Annotated in this window: 14 protein-coding genes; 6 read left to right on the top strand and 8 right to left on the bottom strand. The window is 31.5% G+C overall.

Translation table 11 applies throughout. The features are described from left to right. The first annotated feature begins 40 nt into the window (after window positions 1-40). From ATE90_RS12600 to ATE90_RS12590, 3 genes are read left to right on the top strand one after another with little or no spacing between them, the layout of a single operon-like run. A complete protein-coding gene (locus ATE90_RS12600; protein WP_036784509.1) occupies window positions 41-565 on the top strand; it encodes an RNA methyltransferase in 525 nt (174 codons plus the stop codon). 57 nt (window positions 566-622) lie between these two features. Next, on the top strand, window positions 623-2,722 hold the full coding sequence (locus ATE90_RS12595; protein ID WP_101451470.1) for a tetratricopeptide repeat-containing sensor histidine kinase: 2,100 nt from the start codon (window positions 623-625) through the stop codon (window positions 2,720-2,722). Continuing rightward, window positions 2,712-3,389 (top strand): response regulator, encoded by a 678-nt coding sequence (locus ATE90_RS12590; RefSeq protein WP_036784504.1) that lies wholly within the window; start codon window positions 2,712-2,714, stop codon window positions 3,387-3,389. The genes ATE90_RS12595 and ATE90_RS12590 overlap by 11 nt, the downstream gene beginning before the upstream one ends. A 191-nt stretch (window positions 3,390-3,580) precedes the next feature. Here the strand turns inward: ATE90_RS12590 and mgtE are convergent, their stop codons facing one another. From mgtE to ATE90_RS12570, 4 genes are all read right to left on the bottom strand, one after another. Beyond that, window positions 3,581-4,930 (bottom strand): magnesium transporter, encoded by a 1,350-nt coding sequence (gene mgtE, locus ATE90_RS12585; protein ID WP_036784502.1) that lies wholly within the window; start codon window positions 4,928-4,930, stop codon window positions 3,581-3,583. Then, window positions 4,920-5,723, bottom strand: coding sequence for a 16S rRNA (adenine(1518)-N(6)/adenine(1519)-N(6))-dimethyltransferase RsmA (gene rsmA, locus ATE90_RS12580; RefSeq protein ID WP_036784500.1), 804 nt, complete (start codon window positions 5,721-5,723; stop codon window positions 4,920-4,922). Before rsmA ends, mgtE begins: the two co-directional genes overlap by 11 nt. A gap of 133 nt (window positions 5,724-5,856) precedes the next feature. Continuing rightward, complete coding sequence (locus ATE90_RS12575; RefSeq protein ID WP_036784497.1) at window positions 5,857-6,186, bottom strand: DUF4286 family protein; 330 nt, start codon at window positions 6,184-6,186, stop codon at window positions 5,857-5,859. Window positions 6,187-6,260: 74 nt separating this feature from the next. Beyond that, on the bottom strand, window positions 6,261-8,069 hold the full coding sequence (locus tag ATE90_RS12570) for a tetratricopeptide repeat protein (protein WP_036784494.1): 1,809 nt from the start codon (window positions 8,067-8,069) through the stop codon (window positions 6,261-6,263). Between the two features lie 124 nt (window positions 8,070-8,193). Between ATE90_RS12570 and ATE90_RS13610 the strand changes: the two genes are divergently transcribed. Beyond that, window positions 8,194-8,337 carry a hypothetical protein gene (locus ATE90_RS13610; protein WP_172824221.1) on the top strand — a complete coding sequence of 48 codons (144 nt, stop codon included), beginning with the start codon at window positions 8,194-8,196 and terminating at the stop codon, window positions 8,335-8,337. A 63-nt stretch (window positions 8,338-8,400) separates the two neighbouring features. On the opposite strand, the gene serS is transcribed toward ATE90_RS13610, so the two are convergent. Then, a complete protein-coding gene (serS, locus tag ATE90_RS12565) occupies window positions 8,401-9,675 on the bottom strand; it encodes a serine--tRNA ligase (protein ID WP_036784489.1) in 1,275 nt (424 codons plus the stop codon). Window positions 9,676-9,734: 59 nt separating this feature from the next. Further along, window positions 9,735-10,667, bottom strand: coding sequence for a bifunctional riboflavin kinase/FAD synthetase (locus ATE90_RS12560; protein ID WP_036784487.1), 933 nt, complete (start codon window positions 10,665-10,667; stop codon window positions 9,735-9,737). Between the two features lie 190 nt (window positions 10,668-10,857). Here ATE90_RS12560 and ATE90_RS12555 point away from each other — a divergent pair, with 190 nt between their 5' ends. Both ATE90_RS12555 and ATE90_RS12550 read left to right on the top strand, forming a co-directional pair. Beyond that, window positions 10,858-13,692, top strand: coding sequence for a TonB-dependent receptor (locus ATE90_RS12555; RefSeq protein WP_101451469.1), 2,835 nt, complete (start codon window positions 10,858-10,860; stop codon window positions 13,690-13,692). A gap of 18 nt (window positions 13,693-13,710) precedes the next feature. After that, complete coding sequence (locus ATE90_RS12550) at window positions 13,711-15,225, top strand: SGNH/GDSL hydrolase family protein (protein ID WP_036784482.1); 1,515 nt, start codon at window positions 13,711-13,713, stop codon at window positions 15,223-15,225. A 53-nt stretch (window positions 15,226-15,278) separates the two neighbouring features. On the opposite strand, the gene ATE90_RS12545 is transcribed toward ATE90_RS12550, so the two are convergent. Continuing rightward, the gene (locus tag ATE90_RS12545) at window positions 15,279-15,701 is read right to left on the bottom strand and encodes a hypothetical protein (protein WP_036784480.1); all 423 of its coding nucleotides are present in this window, start codon (window positions 15,699-15,701) and stop codon (window positions 15,279-15,281) included. 79 nt (window positions 15,702-15,780) lie between these two features. Next, on the bottom strand, window positions 15,781-16,839 hold the full coding sequence (locus ATE90_RS12540) for a zinc metalloprotease (protein WP_036784477.1): 1,059 nt from the start codon (window positions 16,837-16,839) through the stop codon (window positions 15,781-15,783). Window positions 16,840-17,024 lie beyond the last annotated feature (185 nt).

The following is a 17,024-nucleotide window of genomic DNA, read 5'->3' as shown; positions in this document are numbered from 1 at the left end:
AGTTGTTCATTTTTAGTTGTTAGTGAATTATCCACAAATTATGAGAAAACTTAAAAATAACGAGTTAGGCAGAATTACAGTTGACGCCTTTAAAACTATGAAAAAAACGCCATTAATTGTCGTTTTAGATAATATTAGAAGTTTAAATAATATTGGTTCTGTTTTCAGAACTTCGGATGCTTTTTTGATAGAAAAAATATACCTATGTGGTATTTGTGCAACACCACCAAACAAAGATATTCATAAAACAGCTTTAGGAGCAACAGAATCTGTAGCCTGGGAATATGTTGAAGACACCTTAACATTGATTGAAAAATTAAAGAAAGATAAGGTGAAGATTTTAGCTATTGAACAAGCAGAAAACAGCACAAAACTGCATACTTTTTTTCCTGAGGAAAACGAGAAATATGCAGTTGTGATGGGAAATGAAGTAAAAGGAGTTCAGCAAGAAGTAGTTGATGCTGCTGATTGGTGTATTGAAATTCCGCAATTAGGCACAAAACACTCACTAAACATCTCTGTAACCACAGGGATTGTTTTATGGGATTTATTTCAGAAAATGTAACAAAAAAACGGGTTTTTAATTCTATTTTTTTATTTTTATGCAAAAAAAGCTATTTAAATGAAATTAGAAAAAGACATTTTAATAATAAGTTATAATTTTTTTAAGATGATGAGCAACCATAAATTCAACATCAAAACTAATTATTTATTTTACGGACAAATAAAGCTTCTCTTTTTATTCTTCTTAGTAAGTTTTTCTGTTTTTTCTCAAGAGAAAGACTTTGACAATAGGATTGACTCTCTTACTTTCTTATTAAATCAATATAAGAAAACGAAACAACCTCATTTACCTCAAAAAGCATTTTTATTAGCGGAAAAAATTAAAGGAGATTCTTTATTGAAGAGGACATATAGCTCTTTTGCTGTTAAAAGCTTTCTTAATAAAGATCTTGCGAATTTATCTTTAAGTGAAAGAAAATTGCATGAATTTTATATTAGAACGAGAGATTCTTCCGCTTTAGCTCAACAGTATTATTGCAAAGGTCTTTTTTTTAAGGTCAAATTAAAACAAGATAGTGCTTTTTATTATTACAATAAATCTAAAAATATTTCTACTCAATTAAAAGATTCTCTTGAAGTAACAAAAAGATTGCTTTCTATGGCGGCTATTCAGTATGATGAGAGAGATTATTTGGGTAGTGAAATTTCTATTATTGAAGGATTACGTTTTGTGGAGCCTCTTAAAGAGGTTTTTTATACGGGTTTTTTATATGAAAGATTGGGGAATGCCCTAAATAGGAGCGGAAGGCAAAAAGAAGCTAGAAAAAAATTTTTAATATTTTTTGAACTTCAAAAGAGAAGTTCTTTAGAAAAACTTGAACTTCAAAAGGCGCGAGGATATGCTAATTTTGCAGACACAAAAATTAAATATCAAAAGGCTAGATTATACAATCATTTAGCAGACACCTATACATCTGAGGGAAATTACACAAGGGCATTAGAATATTATAAGAAAAGTTTGTCTACTGACAGTATTATGTTGAATAGTATTCAAAGGTATGAAGTAGCTTTAGGAGGGATCGCGTTTAATCATCTTATGTTGGGAAATATTAAACTAGCGATCAAAGAATATTCAGAAGTTTTAAAATCTAGACAAAATAGAAAGTATGAAAGAGGTTTAGTGGTTACTCATTCGGGTTTAGCGGATGCCTATACCGCTAATAATGAGACTAAAAAAGCAATATTTCACAGTAATATTGGCTTAGAAAAGGCAAAAAAAATGCAGTACAATTTTTATATTTTAGAAAACCTTCTTTTGTTGTCTAAATTAGAAAAGGGAGAAAAAGGAAGGTTATTGCTACAAGAACATTTTATATTAAGCGATAGTCTTTTTAAAAGAGAAAGATCTTTAAAAAATCAGTTTGCGAATGTGCAATATGAAGCTGAAAAAAAAGATAGAGAAAACGCTAGTTTAAAGCAAGAAAACTCCAAAAGAGAATTAGAATTAGTAACAGAGAAGCAACATAAAATAATTGGGTGGTTAATTGCTGGGATTAGTATTTTGTTTATAGGTTTTGGAGGAAGTCTTGTGTTAAGTAGAAGAAAGAAAATGCTTTTTGAAGCCCAATTAAAACAAGTAGAAGTTAGAGAAACAGAACGACAACAAATTGCAAAATCTTTACATGATGAAGTTGCTGGGGATATTAGAATGTTGCATTTAAAATTGTCCAAAACCAATCAATTAGAAGACGCAAAAAGTTTAGATATTATTAATGAAAATGTACGAAATTTATCACATCAAATAAGTAGTGAAAGCTTTAATGAAGTTTCTTTTAAAGATCAAATAATTAATCTAATCTCAGAATATTTTGAAGTTAGTTTTAGAATTAAAGTAGAAGAAATTGACACTATTGAATGGAAAACTATTAATAATTCAATTAAAAGAACCCTATTTTTAACCATAAGAGAAATTATTCAAAATGCTAAAAAACATGCAGAAGCTTCGGTTTTAATTTTAAGCTTTAAGGAAACTAAAAAATCAATTGTTTTAATTATTTCCGATAACGGAAAGGGTTTTGAGGTTAACGCTAAGAAGAACGGAATCGGTTTAAAGAATTTAAAGGAAAGAATAGAAGAAATTAGTGGCGTTTTTACTGTAGAAAGTGAAATTGAAAAAGGAACGAAAATAACAATTGAAATCTCTAAAAATGGAAAATAAAATAAGAATTTTAATTGCAGATGATCATCAATTAGTATTAGAAGGGTTTTTAAATTCTTTAAAAGAAGTAGGAGATTTTGATGTGGTTACAACCACGAATTGCGATGCTGCTTTTGATTTGATAAAAACACATATAAATAGTAATCCTTTTCAACTTTTATTTACTGATTTAAGTTTTGATAATATTACAGAGGAATCTGATTTAGATGGAGGTGAAGAATTGATTAAAGCGATTAGAAATAATGAATTCGATATTAAAATTGGAGTAATTACTGGTCACACAGAAACGAATAGAATATATAACGTAATTAGCAATTTAAATCCAAATTCATACTTATTAAAAAGTAAGTCTAGTGCTACAGAAATAGGTTTTGCTGTTCAAAAAATGTTAGCTAACGAATATTATTATACCCACGAAATTCATCAAAAAATATTGCGTAGAAATGTTGTTCAGATACAAATGGATGATGTTGCTATACAGATATTAAAAGAGCTCCCTAATCATTCTAAAATTAGTAATTTAGAGGGAGTTATTAAAAAAAATAACGGAACTGCAATTAAACTTCGTTCTATCGAAACAAAATTAGCAAATTTAAGAACAGATTTAAATGCTAATAATAATACAGATTTAATTTTAAAGGTAAAAGAACTCGGAATTATAGATTAATACTCGTTTTGCGGAAATCCGCACTTTTAATTGCGGTTTTTTACATAATTATTCTCTTTAATCCAAGTATTTTTGCAGCATAGGGTTTTGAATTAGACTCTATAAAATTGGGAATAATTGCGGAAATGAGTTAGGGGCTTATTTATTATGTGAAAAGAAGAAGACCTTTCTGTTAATTCAGAAAGGTTTTTTTATATCCCTAAAATTAATTTCGCGATCAAAAAGTAGATTAAAATTCCAAAAATATCATTGCTTGTAGTTATAAATGGACCCGTTGCAATTGCTGGGTCAATACCTCTTTTATTTAAAAATAAGGGAACAAACGTACCTATTAAACCTGCAATAATAATAACAACCACAAGGGAGGCAGAAATAGCCAAAGCAAGATCTATTTTGCCTTCATAAATCCAAACAAAAAGGAATAAAAAGAGCGCCAAAATAACACCATTTAAAGCTGCTAAAAGCATTTCTTTAAAAAGTCTACTATTTATACTACCTTTTACATCATCATTTGCTAACCCCTGCACAATAATCGCAGAAGATTGTACGCCAACATTTCCTGCCATTGCAGCAATTAAAGGTGTAAAAAAGAATAAAGTTGCGTATTTAGTAAATACACTTTGAAAACCTTCCATAATTATAAAAGCACCTACTCCACCAACTAAACCTAAGAAAAGCCATGGTAAACGGGCTCTTGTTAAATCTAAGATGCTATCATCAGAATCGACATCTTGCGTTAAACCAGCTGCTAATTGATAATCTTTATCCGCTTCTTCTTTTAAAAGATCTACAATGTCATCAATTGTAATTCTACCTAATAAAACATTGGCATCATCTACAACAGGTATTGCTTCCAAATCATATTTTACCATAATTTTTGCAACCTCTTCATCGTCTTCATTTACATTTACAGAATCTACCTTATTAATATAAATTTCTGATATTTTTTGTTCATTTTTAGCAACAATTAAATCTTTTAAAGAAAGACGACCAATTAATTTTTCTTGTTTATCTACAACATATATAGAATGCACTCTACTTACCTCTTTAGCTTGGGCTCTAATTCTACGCAAACAACCAGCAACTGTCCATGTTTCATAAACTTTTACCAATTCTTTTGCCATTAAAGAACCTGCAGAGTCATCGTTATAAGAAAGTAATTCTTTGATATCTGCAGCAAGCTCATCATCTTCTATAGCATTTATTACACGGTTTTGTCGCTCTTCAGAAAGTTCGCCAATAATATCTGCAGCATCATCAGAATCCATTTCTTCAATTTCTTCTGCTATTTCTTTTGCTGATAAGTTTTCAAGAATTTTTTCACGAGTATCTTCATCTAACTCTGTAAGAATTTCTGATGTTTTTTCGCTATCTAAAAGCTTAATGATGTAAATAGCTTCATCAAAACTTACTTCGTCTAAAACTTCAGCGATATCTGCGTAATGAACCTCTGAAAATAAATTTTTAATTTTAGAATCGTTGTTTTCGTATATAAAACCAACTAATTTTTCTAAAAACTGATTTGTAATCTCAAATGCCATGAGCTGCTATTTTTTGCGTGAGTAAAATAAAGGCCGTAACCGACAATTGTTCTGGTCTTTTCGTAAATATAGGGTCTGCTTTTAAAGTATCTGAAAGGTTAAAGGATTTTAGACTAGATCGCAACATTTTTCTTCGCTGATTAAAGGCAGTTTTTACCACTCTAAAAAATAATTTTTCATCAACGGGTAACGTGTAATTTTCTTTTCTAGTAAATCGTATTACTCCAGAATCTACTTTTGGAGGTGGGTCAAAAACTGCTGGAGGTACTGTAAATAAATATTCTACATCAAAAAAAGCTTGCGTTAAAACAGAAAGAATTCCGTAAACTTTGCTGCCTTCTTTTTCTGCGATTCTTTTTGCTACTTCCTTTTGAAACATACCAGCAAATTCAGGTACAAATTCTCTATTTTCGATAGCTTTAAAAACAATTTGAGTAGAAATATTATACGGGAAATTACCAATAATTGCAACCTGCTCTTTGTTGAAAACTTCTTGAATATTTTTCTTTAAAAAATCACCTTCAATAATTTCAAAATGCTTCTTTGTTGTGTCGAGTTTAATGTGTTCTAAAGGAAAGGTTTCATGCAAATATGCCACCGATTCTCTGTCTAATTCCATAACAGTAAGCTTAGATTTTTTCTGCAATAAGTATTTAGTTAAAACACCCATTCCTGGTCCAATTTCTAAAACATGCTCGTATCCATTTCCTTTTAAAGCATCTGCAATGTTTTTGGCAATACTTTCATCTATCAAAAAATGTTGACCTAAATGTTTTTTTGCTTTTACTGACATAATTTAGTTTTAATCCAAATAACTTCACAAATGTACAGTTAAAAATCGGCATTATTTTTGGATTGTGAGAGGTTTAAATTAAATAAAATATCTAAAAAATTACTGCTAAATATCCTATCAAAATGGATTAATTTTAGGAGTTTTTATTTATTGGGTAAAACTCTTTTATCAATTTTAATTCTGTTCTAAAAGCTAACATTTTATCTCCAAATTTTTTAAGACTCTCTGAGCGCAGTCTATCAGCATCTTCTTTGTAATAATCGTCTAAATTTTCTCTTGTGTTTGCGCTGTATTGTATGGAGTACGTTTTGCCTCCCATTTCTTCTTCAACCAAAACTTCCGTAAGCTTTGCGGAGGTAAATTTACCCGTATTTAACACGTCAAGAATATGAGTTTCCACCCAAGCTAACCAATCATTATAAACAAGGTTATCAATATTTATAGTTACGTTGTATATATACATATTATTCAATAAATTAAGGTAAAAATGAATTAATGTAACAATATTATTGTCACATTTTTAAATGATTGCACTGGTTAATTAACAGTATCTCCTCTTAAATTTCTGTATTTTTTTCGGGCTTCCACTAAATAAATACTGGAAGAATGATCAAAAATAATCTTTTGGTAATACTCTTTGGCTTTTTCTGTATTATTTAAATTGTAATTATATAATTCTGCCATTTGATAATAAACATCATCTGTTAAAAAACCTTGATTATCAGCAGCAATGATTTTTTCTAAACTGAAAATAGCCTCTTCATATTTTTTTTGTTTGATGAATAACTTTGCTTGAAAAAATAGCACATCATCATAAATTACTTCTCCGGGGACCAGACCATTGGCAAGAATATTTTTCGAAGTAAATAAGTTTTCTAATTCGATTAAAGCTTCCACATTTTTATTCTGATAAGATAATAGTTCTGCTTTGGCCAGTTGTTTTAACCCAGAAGGAATAGAATCTACAGGCTCATTATCTGTGATTTTTAAAAATAAAGCGACAGCATCATTTGCAATGAGTTGCGTTGTTGCTCCTTTTAGCACTTTTAGTTGTGCTTTAGCCCAGGTGAAATCGCCTTTAAAATAACTTGTTTGTGCCACTTTAAAGCGGGCTTGTTGCGCCAGTTCATGATTTTTTAATTGTGTTTGAATTTGAGAAAAATAGATCAATGCCTTGTTAAATTTCCCCCTAAAAACTAATACATCTCCTAGCTTTAGCTTAATTCTTGCTTTGTCGAATTTTGTTTTAGAAAAAGTCAATGCTTTTTCTAAAACATTAATAGCTTCTTGTGGTTTGTTTTTACTAAAAGTTAAAAAATCGGCATATTCAACTTGCACCTTTATTGTACTTGTATTAATTCCAAATTCATTGAATAATGATTCAAATAACTCGGTTGTTTTTGGGTTTTTTGTAGCAACAGCAATCTTTAAAAGGTATAAATTAGCATCAATTTTTTCTTCTTTTAAAAATGATTTTTTGTTGATAAAATCAAAACACAATGCAGCTACCTTAAAATCATTATGGTCAAATGCAATTCTTCCTAAATCAAAAATTGCAGATAAATCTGACACGTTTCTTTGATACAGTGCTTTTTCTTGTATCAGTGCTTTTGTGTACTCTTTTTGTTGCGCAAATAACCAGCTTAATAAAATATTCCACTCGTTTTTAGGATTGCTTACAGACTTTCTTAAAAGTGTTTTTCTAAATAAAATATTGGTTGCATTTTCTGAATCATCAGTAATATATTTACTTGCATATCTTTGGATTAAGTTCAAATAATTTGCATTTTTATCAACCAAATTTATATACGATTCAAACATTTTTTTGAACTCACCTTGTTCCCCATAAATCTGAGCTATTTGAAAATTATAATTTACATTTGAGTTTTTTTGCATTCCTTTTTCATAGGCTAAGATTGCATAGTCTAGTATATTGTACTCTTTAAAAAGGCGCCCAATGCTTCCTCCATAAGCTGCATTTTTATCTAAAGAATTAATTGCCATTTGATAATTAGTATTTGCAAATTCTTGCTTTTGTTGACGCTCATAATTGTATCCTAAGAATACATACAAATAAGCTTGAGATGTATTTTTTTTAATTCTTTTTTGAAGTAAATTTTCTGCAGTTTTAAAGCTGTCTATTTGCTGATAGCAAGAAATTAATCGTTTTAAAAAAGTGGTGTTAAATTCACTTTTATCATATAATTTCTTATAAATTTGAGTTGCTTTTTCATAAGACCCTTGTCTAAAATAGCTTTCAGCTAGGGAAAAATCGTTTTGAACAGATTCTTGGGCAACTAAAAAGTTGCTCATCAAAAGAATAATAAGAACAAAAAGATGCTTCATAATTTCAAAGATAATCAACCTAAATGTTAAAACTTTATTAAAGCAATCTATTTTTGAAAGTTCTGTTGTAACATTTTGGCACAGAAGTTGTCTAAATTGTAAAATAACCAATCAAAAAAAGATTATGAGAGATTTAACCAACAAGTACGAAAACGCAAAAGGAAACTCCATTGAGTTTATGAAAAATGGTCAAATTAGTGCTTATTTCAATGCACTTTTAGAAATGAATAAATATAAAAGATTAATGATTGCTATTGTAGCAAACTAGGTTGACTGCAGATATTCATTAATTGACTAGATACATCGAACTTAATTACTTTTATATGATTGTTTATTTAATAAAATTAAATCCACAATAAGGAACCAGTGCATCTGGTATTTTAATTCCTTCAGCAGTTTGATAGTTCTCTAAAATACCGGCTAGAACGCGCGGTAAAGCTAAAGAACTTCCATTTAATGTATGTGCTAATTCACTTTTTCCTTGCTTATTTTTAAAACGAAGTTTCAATCTATTTGCCTGAAAAGTTTCAAAGTTTGATGCAGAACTAATTTCTAACCATCTGTTTTGAGCTGTAGAAAATAATTCAAAATCGAAAGTTAAAGCCGATGTAAAGCCAGTGTCTCCGCCGCACAAACGTAATATTCTATACGGTAATTTTAATTCACGTAAAATACCTTTAATATGTTCTACCATTCCGTCTAAAGCTTGGTAAGAATTCTCGGGATGTTCTATACGAACAATTTCAACTTTATCAAATTGATGCAATCTGTTTAAACCACGAACATGCGCTCCATAACTTCCAGCTTCACGTCTAAAACAAGGCGTGTAACCTGTCATCTTAATTGGAAAATTTGATTCTTGTACTAAATTTCCACGAAACATATTTGTAATTGGCACTTCTGCAGTAGGAATCAAATATAAGTCATCTACCTTTGCATGATACATTTGCCCTTCTTTGTCTGGTAATTGTCCTGTTGCAATTCCAGAAGCTTCATTTACAAGGTGTGGAACTTGAACTTCGGTATAACCAGCTTGTGTGTTTTTATCTAAAAAATAATTGATTAAAGCACGTTGCAATCTTGCACCTTTACCTTTGTAAACAGGAAAACCAGCACCCGCAATTTTAGTACCTAATTCAAAATCGATAATATCGTATTTCTTAGCTAATTCCCAATGAGGAAGTGAGTTTTCTCCTAAATCAGGAATTGTCCCTTCACTAAAAACATTCTCATTATCTTCTTCTGATTTCCCAGACTTTACAGAAGCATGAGGAACATTTGGAATCTGATACAAAAGCCCCTGTAATTCTTCAGCAAAAGCATTTGATCTTTCAGAAAGTTCTTTCGTTTTTTCTTTTAACAGGCCTGTTTTTTCTTTTAAAAGATTCGCTTTTTGTACTTCTCCAGATTTGAAAAATGTTCCAATTTCTTTTGATATTTTATTAGATTCTGCTAAAGTATTGTCTAATTCAACTTGCGTTTTTCTGCGATTTTCATCAGCAGTTAAAACTTGCTCTATAATGGTTTCAGCATTTGCAAAGTTACGTTTTGCTAACCCGGCTAAAACAGTTTCTTTGTTTTCTCTAATAAAGTGTACTTGTAACATTTTTTCATGTTTTGTAAGCAACAAAGATACAGCAAGATTAAGACTTTAGCAATTTAGGTTTAGAGATTGTTTTTGATATAATTTCTTGCAATTTCTTCGTCTTTTTTAAGCTGATGAACTAAAAATTCAATAGTGTCAAATTTTTGTTCATCTCTCAAAAAATAAAGAAGTTCAATGGTTAAATTTTTATGATACAAATCTTTATTAAAATCGAAAAAATGAATTTCTATAGTTTGATGATTTCCATTTATAGTCGGTCTATTTCCAATGTTCATCATTCCAAAAACAGTTTTTCTACCAATAGAAGACTTTACAACGTAAACCCCAGTTTTAGGAATTAATTTATAGGTTTCTTTAACATCTATATTCGCTGTTGGGTATCCAATTTTCCCACCTAATTTTTTACCGTTAACAACAGTACCAGTAAGCATAAAATTATATCCTAAATAATGGTTGGCTGTTTTTAAGTTTCCAGCTGCTAAAGCACGTCTAACTTTTGTAGAGCTTACAGAAACACTATCTATATCCTGTGCCGGAATTTCTTCAACTTTAAAACCATATAAATGACTGTACTCTGAAAGTTGTGTAATATTTCCTTCTCTGTTTTTTCCAAAGTGATGGTCATAACCAATAATTAACTTAGAAATATTTAGTTGTTTCACTAAAATATCTCTCACAAATTCTAGCGCGGACATTCTTGAAAAATCTTTGCTAAACGGGTGAATAATTAAATAATCTAAATCTGTTTTTTCGAGTAAAGTTGCTCTTTCTTCAATTGTATTAAGTAGTTTTAAAGAAGCATCTTTTTGCAACACCATTCTTGGGTGGGGAAAAAAAGTTAACACCACAGATTTTTTATTCGCTTTTTTAGCTTCCTTAACTAATTTTTCAATGATTTTTTGATGCCCAAAATGCACACCGTCAAAAGTGCCAATGGTCACGTAAGTTTCATCTTTAACAGAAAAATTAGAAGTGTTTTGTACTATTTTCAAAAAAAGAAAATTTTTAAGGAACAAATGTACAATAACTGAGAGGGAAAACTAAAATAAATGCATTTGGTTTTAAGTGTATATTCAAAAAATTAAAGATTAATTTTTATTAAAACGATAAATTTACCCCTCATATATTTATAAATTCAAAAAAAATTGTACTTTGCATCTAAGTTAACAAATAATTCAAATTATGATAAAAAATTTTTTACTTGTTGCATTTATAGCTTTTGGTAGCTTAGCAATGGTAGCGCAGACTACCGTTTCTGGTACCGTTACAGATGCAAAAACAGGAGAGACACTGCCTGGAGCCAGCATCAAAATTTCCAGAAAGGCAGTTGGAACGAACACCGATTTTGATGGAAACTTTGTTTTAAAAGTAACAGACAAACCACCTTTTACAATTGAAATTTCCATGTTAGGGTTTCAAACAGAAAAGGTTGAAATCACAAAAAATAATCAAAAAGTTGAGGTAAACTTAACAGAAAACGAAACTTCTTTAGATGAAATTGTTGTTTCAGCATCTAGAACTCCAGAACGTATCATGGAGTCTCCAGTTACTGTTGAAAGGATGGACTCTAGAGCTATTAAAAACACATCTGCACCTACTTTTTACGATGGTTTAGAGAATTTAAAAGGGGTAGATATTAATACAAATAGTTTAACTTTTAAATCTGTTAACACGCGTGGTTTTGCAACTTTTGCGAACACTCGTTTTATGCAATTAGTAGATGGTATGGATAATTCATCTCCAGCTTTAAATTTTGCATTGGGTAATTTATTAGGAATGTCTGAACTGGATGTAAAAACAGTAGAGTTATTGCCAGGAGCATCATCTGCGCTGTATGGTGCAAATGCTTTTAATGGTATTATGTTTATGACCAGTAAAAGTCCTTTTGATGATCAAGGGATTAGTTTTTCTTTAAAAGGAGGTATCACTAGTCAAGAAGCAGCTGGGGACAATGAATATACGGATTTCAACATTAGAATGGCGCATGCGTTTTCTGATAAGTTTGCAGTAAAAGCAACCATGTCTTATTTAGATGGTACAGAATGGTACGCTACAGATTATAGAAATACAAATGGTAGTACTTATATTTCTGGAGATAGAGATTCTGACAGAAATTATGATGGTGTTAATGTGTATGGTGATGAAGTTAGTACAAATATAAGAGGGGTTGCTCAAACATTAGAAGGTTTAGGTATAATTCCTAATGGCGCATCAGCTCTAGTGCCAAGTGAGAATATTAGTAGAACAGGATATGATGAAAGAGATTTAATGACGTATGATGCGAAAAGTGTAAAGTTTGGTGCCTCTTTAAATTATCGTCCTTTTGGAAATGATCGTTTAGAAATTATTTGGAATTCCAAATATGGAACCGGTAACACCATCTATCAAGGAACAAATAGATACAACATCAAAAACTTCTTTATGGAACAGCATAAACTAGAGTTTAAAGGTAAAAACTTCTTTGTTAGAGGGTATTTAACTAGTGAAGATGCAGGTAATTCTTATGACACTCGTTTTGCAGCTATTAATATTAATCGATCTTGGAAGGACGATAATACTTGGTTCGGAGAATACACAGGAGCATATTTATCAGGAACTCTAGGTGGTTTAAATTCTGATCAAGCCCATGCACTAGCAAGACAAACAGCAGAAACAGGTAGATTATTACCAGGAACAGCTGGTTTTCAAGAAGCGTTTGATAGAATAACTACAGACCCGGATTTAGTAACAGGTTCTAAGTTTCAAGATAAGACTAAATATTACCATGCAGATGCTAATTATAATTTTCAAGATGTTACAGATTGGGCAGAAATTCAAGTGGGAGCGTCTTACAGATTATACTCATTAAATTCTAATGGAAGTATATTTACTGATTATGATGGACCTATTGAATACAATGAATATGGTGTTTATACCCAATTACAAAAGAAATTCTTAGAAGATGATCGTTTAAAATTTACGGCATCTGTGCGTTACGATAAAGCACAAAACTTCAACGGAAACTATTCTCCAAGAATATCTTTAGCATATGCTGCTGGGGAAAATAAAAACCAAAATTTTAGAGCATCTTTTCAAACAGGTTTTAGAAACCCAACAACACAAGATCAATATATTGGTTTAAATGCTGGTAGAGCATTTTTAGTAGGTTCAGCACCAGATAATTTAGACAGATATACAACAACACCTTTATCGGTTAGTGGATTAGGTCAAAATTTTACAGGCTCACCTACAGTATCAGTTTCAGGTAGATCTGCATATGAGAATTCTTTTTCTGCATCTTCAGTAATCGCAGGAAACCCAACAAAAGCAAGTATTGATTTGGTAAAACCAGAGAAAGTTACAGCTTATGAAATAGGATATAGAGGGTTAATACCAACCGGAGGCTCAAGAATATCAGTAGATTTAAGTGTGTATTATAATTCTTATGAAGATTTTATTGCAGGACAAAATGTTTTAGTACCTTTTTACGGTGATGCTGCACTTACTCAAACTGCACCTGTTGGTCCAGGAGGGGCTCAAGTACCGTTAGCGTTAGTGGCTTTAAGTGGTGGAGATTATACTGCTTTTCAAGGATATACAAACTCGAAAGCTGACATTAATTCTTACGGAGCTACAATTGGATTAAATACTAAAATATTAGATGGTTTTAGTCTAGGATTGAATTATACATATGCTAAATTTGATTTCGATGAAGCTTCAGACCCAGATTTTGAGGCAGGCTTTAATACACCAGAGCATAAAGTAAAACTTCAATTTGGTAAAACAGATTTATTTAAAAACTTTGGGTTTAATGTAAATGCAAGATGGCAAGATGAGTATAGATGGGAATCTACTTTCTTAGATGCAACTATAGGATCAAGAACAGTTATAGACGCTCAAGTAAATTATAGTGTTCCGGAATGGAAGTCTGTATTTAAATTGGGAGGAGCTAACTTAATGGGGCAAGAATATTTAAGTGCACCAGGTGTTGGAGCTATCGGTTCTCAGTATTACCTTTCTTGGACAATTAATAACTAATAAAAAACGTCATATTTTATGAAAAATTATAAATATATAGCATTGTTTCTTTTATCATTGGGAGTTATTTCTTGTGATGTAAATAATGAGCTGGATGCAATACCAGCAGAGGCAGTTGAAAATGTAGCTTTAAATACAAACGGATTAGATTTCTCTAAATATGTTTCTGTAGGAGCTTCTTTTACAGCGGGCTATACGGATGGAGCTATGTTTATTGCGGCGCAAGAAAATTCTTTTCCAAATATTTTGGCAGGAATTTTTGGAACTGAATTTAAACAACCTTTAATGAATGATAATATTGGAGGTTTAGTTTATGGCGGAGCAGCAGTTCAGCCACCAAGATTTTATTTTGATGGTGCAGGACCAGCAAGATTACCTGCAACGCCAACTACAGAATTAACAGCGGTTCTTTCAGGACCTTTTAATAATTTTGGCGCTCCAGGAGCAAAAAGTTTTCATTTAGGAGTCCCTGGTTACGGACAATTAAATCCTTATTTTGGAAGAATGGCTTCTAGCCCAACAGCAACAGTTTTGGGAGATGCTTTAGCACAAAACCCAACTTTCTTTACATTGTCAGAAATTGGAGGAAATGATGTTTTAGGCTATGCCCTTTCAGGAGGGTCAGGAGTAGATAGAAGCCCAAATACGGCAGAAAATTTAAATCCTGCAAATTACGGAGGAAATGACATTACAAACCCGAATGTTTTTGCACAAGTATTTAGCGATATGGTTACCGCTTTAACAGCAAACGGAGCAAAAGGAGTAGTAGCTAATGTACCTTATATTACAGATTTAGCTAATTTTATTACAATACCTTATAATCCAATTCCTATGGATGCTGCAACTGCTGGAGCAGTAAGTTCAGCGTATGCTCAATATAATGGTGGTATACAACAAGCTTTTGCTTATTTAGTTGCTGTAACACCTATGACACAAGAAATGGCAGATGCAGAAATCGCTAAAAGAACAATATCTTTTACAGCAGGACAAAATGCAGTTGTTATTATGGATGAAGATTTAACAGATTTAACAGCAATAAACCCAGGTTTAATAAGTATGAGACAGGCAACTTCTGACGATTTATTAGTATTGGCAAGTTCAGCAATAATTGGTACGTTAGCAGATCCTAGTAATCCTGCAAGTGTAAATGGCGTTGGTGTTCCTTTAGCGGATCAATGGGCGCTTACACCGCAAGAACAGGCTTCTATAAGAACGGCAACAGATGCCTACAATACAACTATCGCTACAGTTGCTGCTTCTAATCCTAACGTTGCATTGGTAGACTTTAAAGGAGTTTTGACCGAAGCATCTACAGGAATTATGTTTGATAATTATACCATGACCACAAGCTTAGTTACGGGAGGGTTAGTAAGTCTAGATGGTGTTCATTTAACGGCAAGAGGATATGCTTTAATGGCAAACAAAATTTTAGCATCAATTGATGTTGAATTTGGTTCTAACTTTACCACGGCAACAAATGGTTTAGCAAAGGCAGGAGATTACCCAACAAATTACTCTCCTTTGTTGAGATAAATTAAAACATATTTAAAATAAAAAAAGGTTGAGAATTAATTCTCAACCTTTTTTTATTTTAAATACTTCTGCAGTATATTATATAACTCTTGCAACTCTTTAGGAGGGTTTCCATGGTCAAAATTTGATGAAGTATAACTTGTATCATTTTTTAGGATGATAAAACTACCAGTCAATGCGGCATCTCTATATCTCTCATTACTTGGCGCTATTAAAGCACCTATTTCCGAGAGTTTAATCTTGGAAACAATATTGTAGATATTAATTACTTCTGCGTTGCTTAAAACGACAGATTTGTCAGCAGAAGTCGATTTCAAAACAAGGCTGCTGTCTTTAAAGTGAATGATTATAAAACTTCCTCTTGTTTCTGCTTTGTAGGATATTTTGAACACCTCTTTTTTATTCTTTTCTTGCGCAGAGCAACTCAAGAATATTATAAATATAAATGGAACAGTAATTTTAAGTAGAAAATTCATATTCTAAGATGTTTTTAGAGTTTTAAAGATATAAAAAAAGACGCCTATGAAGGCGTCTTTTAATTGATATTGTAGGATTCTAACTACCTGACATTAAAAATCTTGCTCCTCCAGGAGCAAAAAGAGCCCTCATTCTATTTCTTTGACCATCTGTAAACATATACATACAATTGTCGTAAGTATAGTCCATGTAATTCATAGTCATATCGGCAGTTTTACAACTTACAGAAGGGAATGTAGGACATCCACCATTTGAAGAATCTGAAGATGGTGTATCGGCTACGAAATCATCTTGACGACATCTTCCGTCGCCCCAAATATGACGTAAATTGAAATAGTGACCAACCTCGTGCGTTGCCGTTCTACCAGCACCATAAACACCACCAGTAACACCAAAATATTCTCCACCTAAAACAACACCATCAGTTGATGCAGCGCCACCAGGAAATTGAGCATATCCTAAAATACCACCACCAATATTACATACCCAAATATTTAAATGAGTTTCTGGAGTGATAGGCGGATACGCCGCTTTTACTGAATTATTAGTTCCCCAAGAAGCTTTAGGGTCATCATATCTGAAGGTACCTGCTAAAGAAAAACTAAAACCAGCATTCGTTGCATCGTTAGCAAAAGTAGTGCCAGAAGGCAATTGACTAACATTAGTATTTGTAAAATCAGCATTTAAGACATTCATTTGAGACGATACTTGGGCATTAGAAATACTATTAGCATTCGGATAAACAATATGAATATAGACAGGAATGTTAATAACTCCTAAATTATCAGGCACAATAGCAACATCTACGTCAGAGTCTCCTCCTCCAGATCCACCACCACCTGTACCAGTCGGTTTACCTTTAGCACCAATAAATTTTCTGGTATTATATTCTACATCATACATTTTTTTATACAATCCAGAATTTTCTTTTAATTGTCTATTTAAAACGTTCATGGAATGACATTCTCTACTTTCTTTTGTATTAGAGTCTCCTTTTGATCCGTATTCATCTGTAAAAACGTAAAAATCGCTCATGTCGACTTTTGACTGCAGTTCATTTGTCATGTCGGATGAATTTTCTTGACATCCAATTAAAGTTCCAGCTACAATTAGTAGCCCAAAAATTACTTTTTTCATTTTGTAAATTGATTTAGGGGTTAAATAATTAAGTTAATTTTTGTTAAAAAATTACAAATAACACACTGATTAGGGTTTATTTTAATGATAGTATGTGTTTTTGTTAAAAAATTTTAACTTTACGAAGATACATTTTTTTTTAATACTCGCAAGAAAACCTCTTTTTTTTAACCTAAAAAGCACTT

Origin of the sequence: Polaribacter sp. Hel1_33_96 (assembly GCF_002846595.1) — a bacterium.
GTDB lineage: Bacteria > Bacteroidota > Bacteroidia > Flavobacteriales > Flavobacteriaceae > Polaribacter.
The sequence above is the reverse complement of the archived record's forward strand: the minus strand, read 5'-3'. Positions and strand labels throughout refer to the sequence as shown.

Excerpts from the sequence above, each read along its gene's own strand:
- ATE90_RS12600 (WP_036784509.1), top strand. The coding sequence starts at position 41 with ATGAGAAAACTTAAAAATAACGAGTTAGGCAGAATTACAGTTGACGCC.
- ATE90_RS12595 (WP_101451470.1), top strand. The coding sequence starts at position 623 with ATGAAATTAGAAAAAGACATTTTAATAATAAGTTATAATTTTTTTAAG.
- ATE90_RS12590 (WP_036784504.1), top strand. The coding sequence starts at position 2,712 with ATGGAAAATAAAATAAGAATTTTAATTGCAGATGATCATCAATTAGTA.
- mgtE (WP_036784502.1), bottom strand. The coding sequence starts at position 4,930 with ATGGCATTTGAGATTACAAATCAGTTTTTAGAAAAATTAGTTGGTTTT.
- rsmA (WP_036784500.1), bottom strand. The coding sequence starts at position 5,723 with ATGTCAGTAAAAGCAAAAAAACATTTAGGTCAACATTTTTTGATAGAT.
- ATE90_RS12575 (WP_036784497.1), bottom strand. The coding sequence starts at position 6,186 with ATGTATATATACAACGTAACTATAAATATTGATAACCTTGTTTATAAT.
- ATE90_RS12570 (WP_036784494.1), bottom strand. The coding sequence starts at position 8,069 with ATGAAGCATCTTTTTGTTCTTATTATTCTTTTGATGAGCAACTTTTTA.
- ATE90_RS13610 (WP_172824221.1), top strand. The coding sequence starts at position 8,194 with ATGAGAGATTTAACCAACAAGTACGAAAACGCAAAAGGAAACTCCATT.
- serS (WP_036784489.1), bottom strand. The coding sequence starts at position 9,675 with ATGTTACAAGTACACTTTATTAGAGAAAACAAAGAAACTGTTTTAGCC.
- ATE90_RS12555 (WP_101451469.1), top strand. The coding sequence starts at position 10,858 with ATGATAAAAAATTTTTTACTTGTTGCATTTATAGCTTTTGGTAGCTTA.
- ATE90_RS12550 (WP_036784482.1), top strand. The coding sequence starts at position 13,711 with ATGAAAAATTATAAATATATAGCATTGTTTCTTTTATCATTGGGAGTT.
- ATE90_RS12545 (WP_036784480.1), bottom strand. The coding sequence starts at position 15,701 with ATGAATTTTCTACTTAAAATTACTGTTCCATTTATATTTATAATATTC.
- ATE90_RS12540 (WP_036784477.1), bottom strand. The coding sequence starts at position 16,839 with ATGAAAAAAGTAATTTTTGGGCTACTAATTGTAGCTGGAACTTTAATT.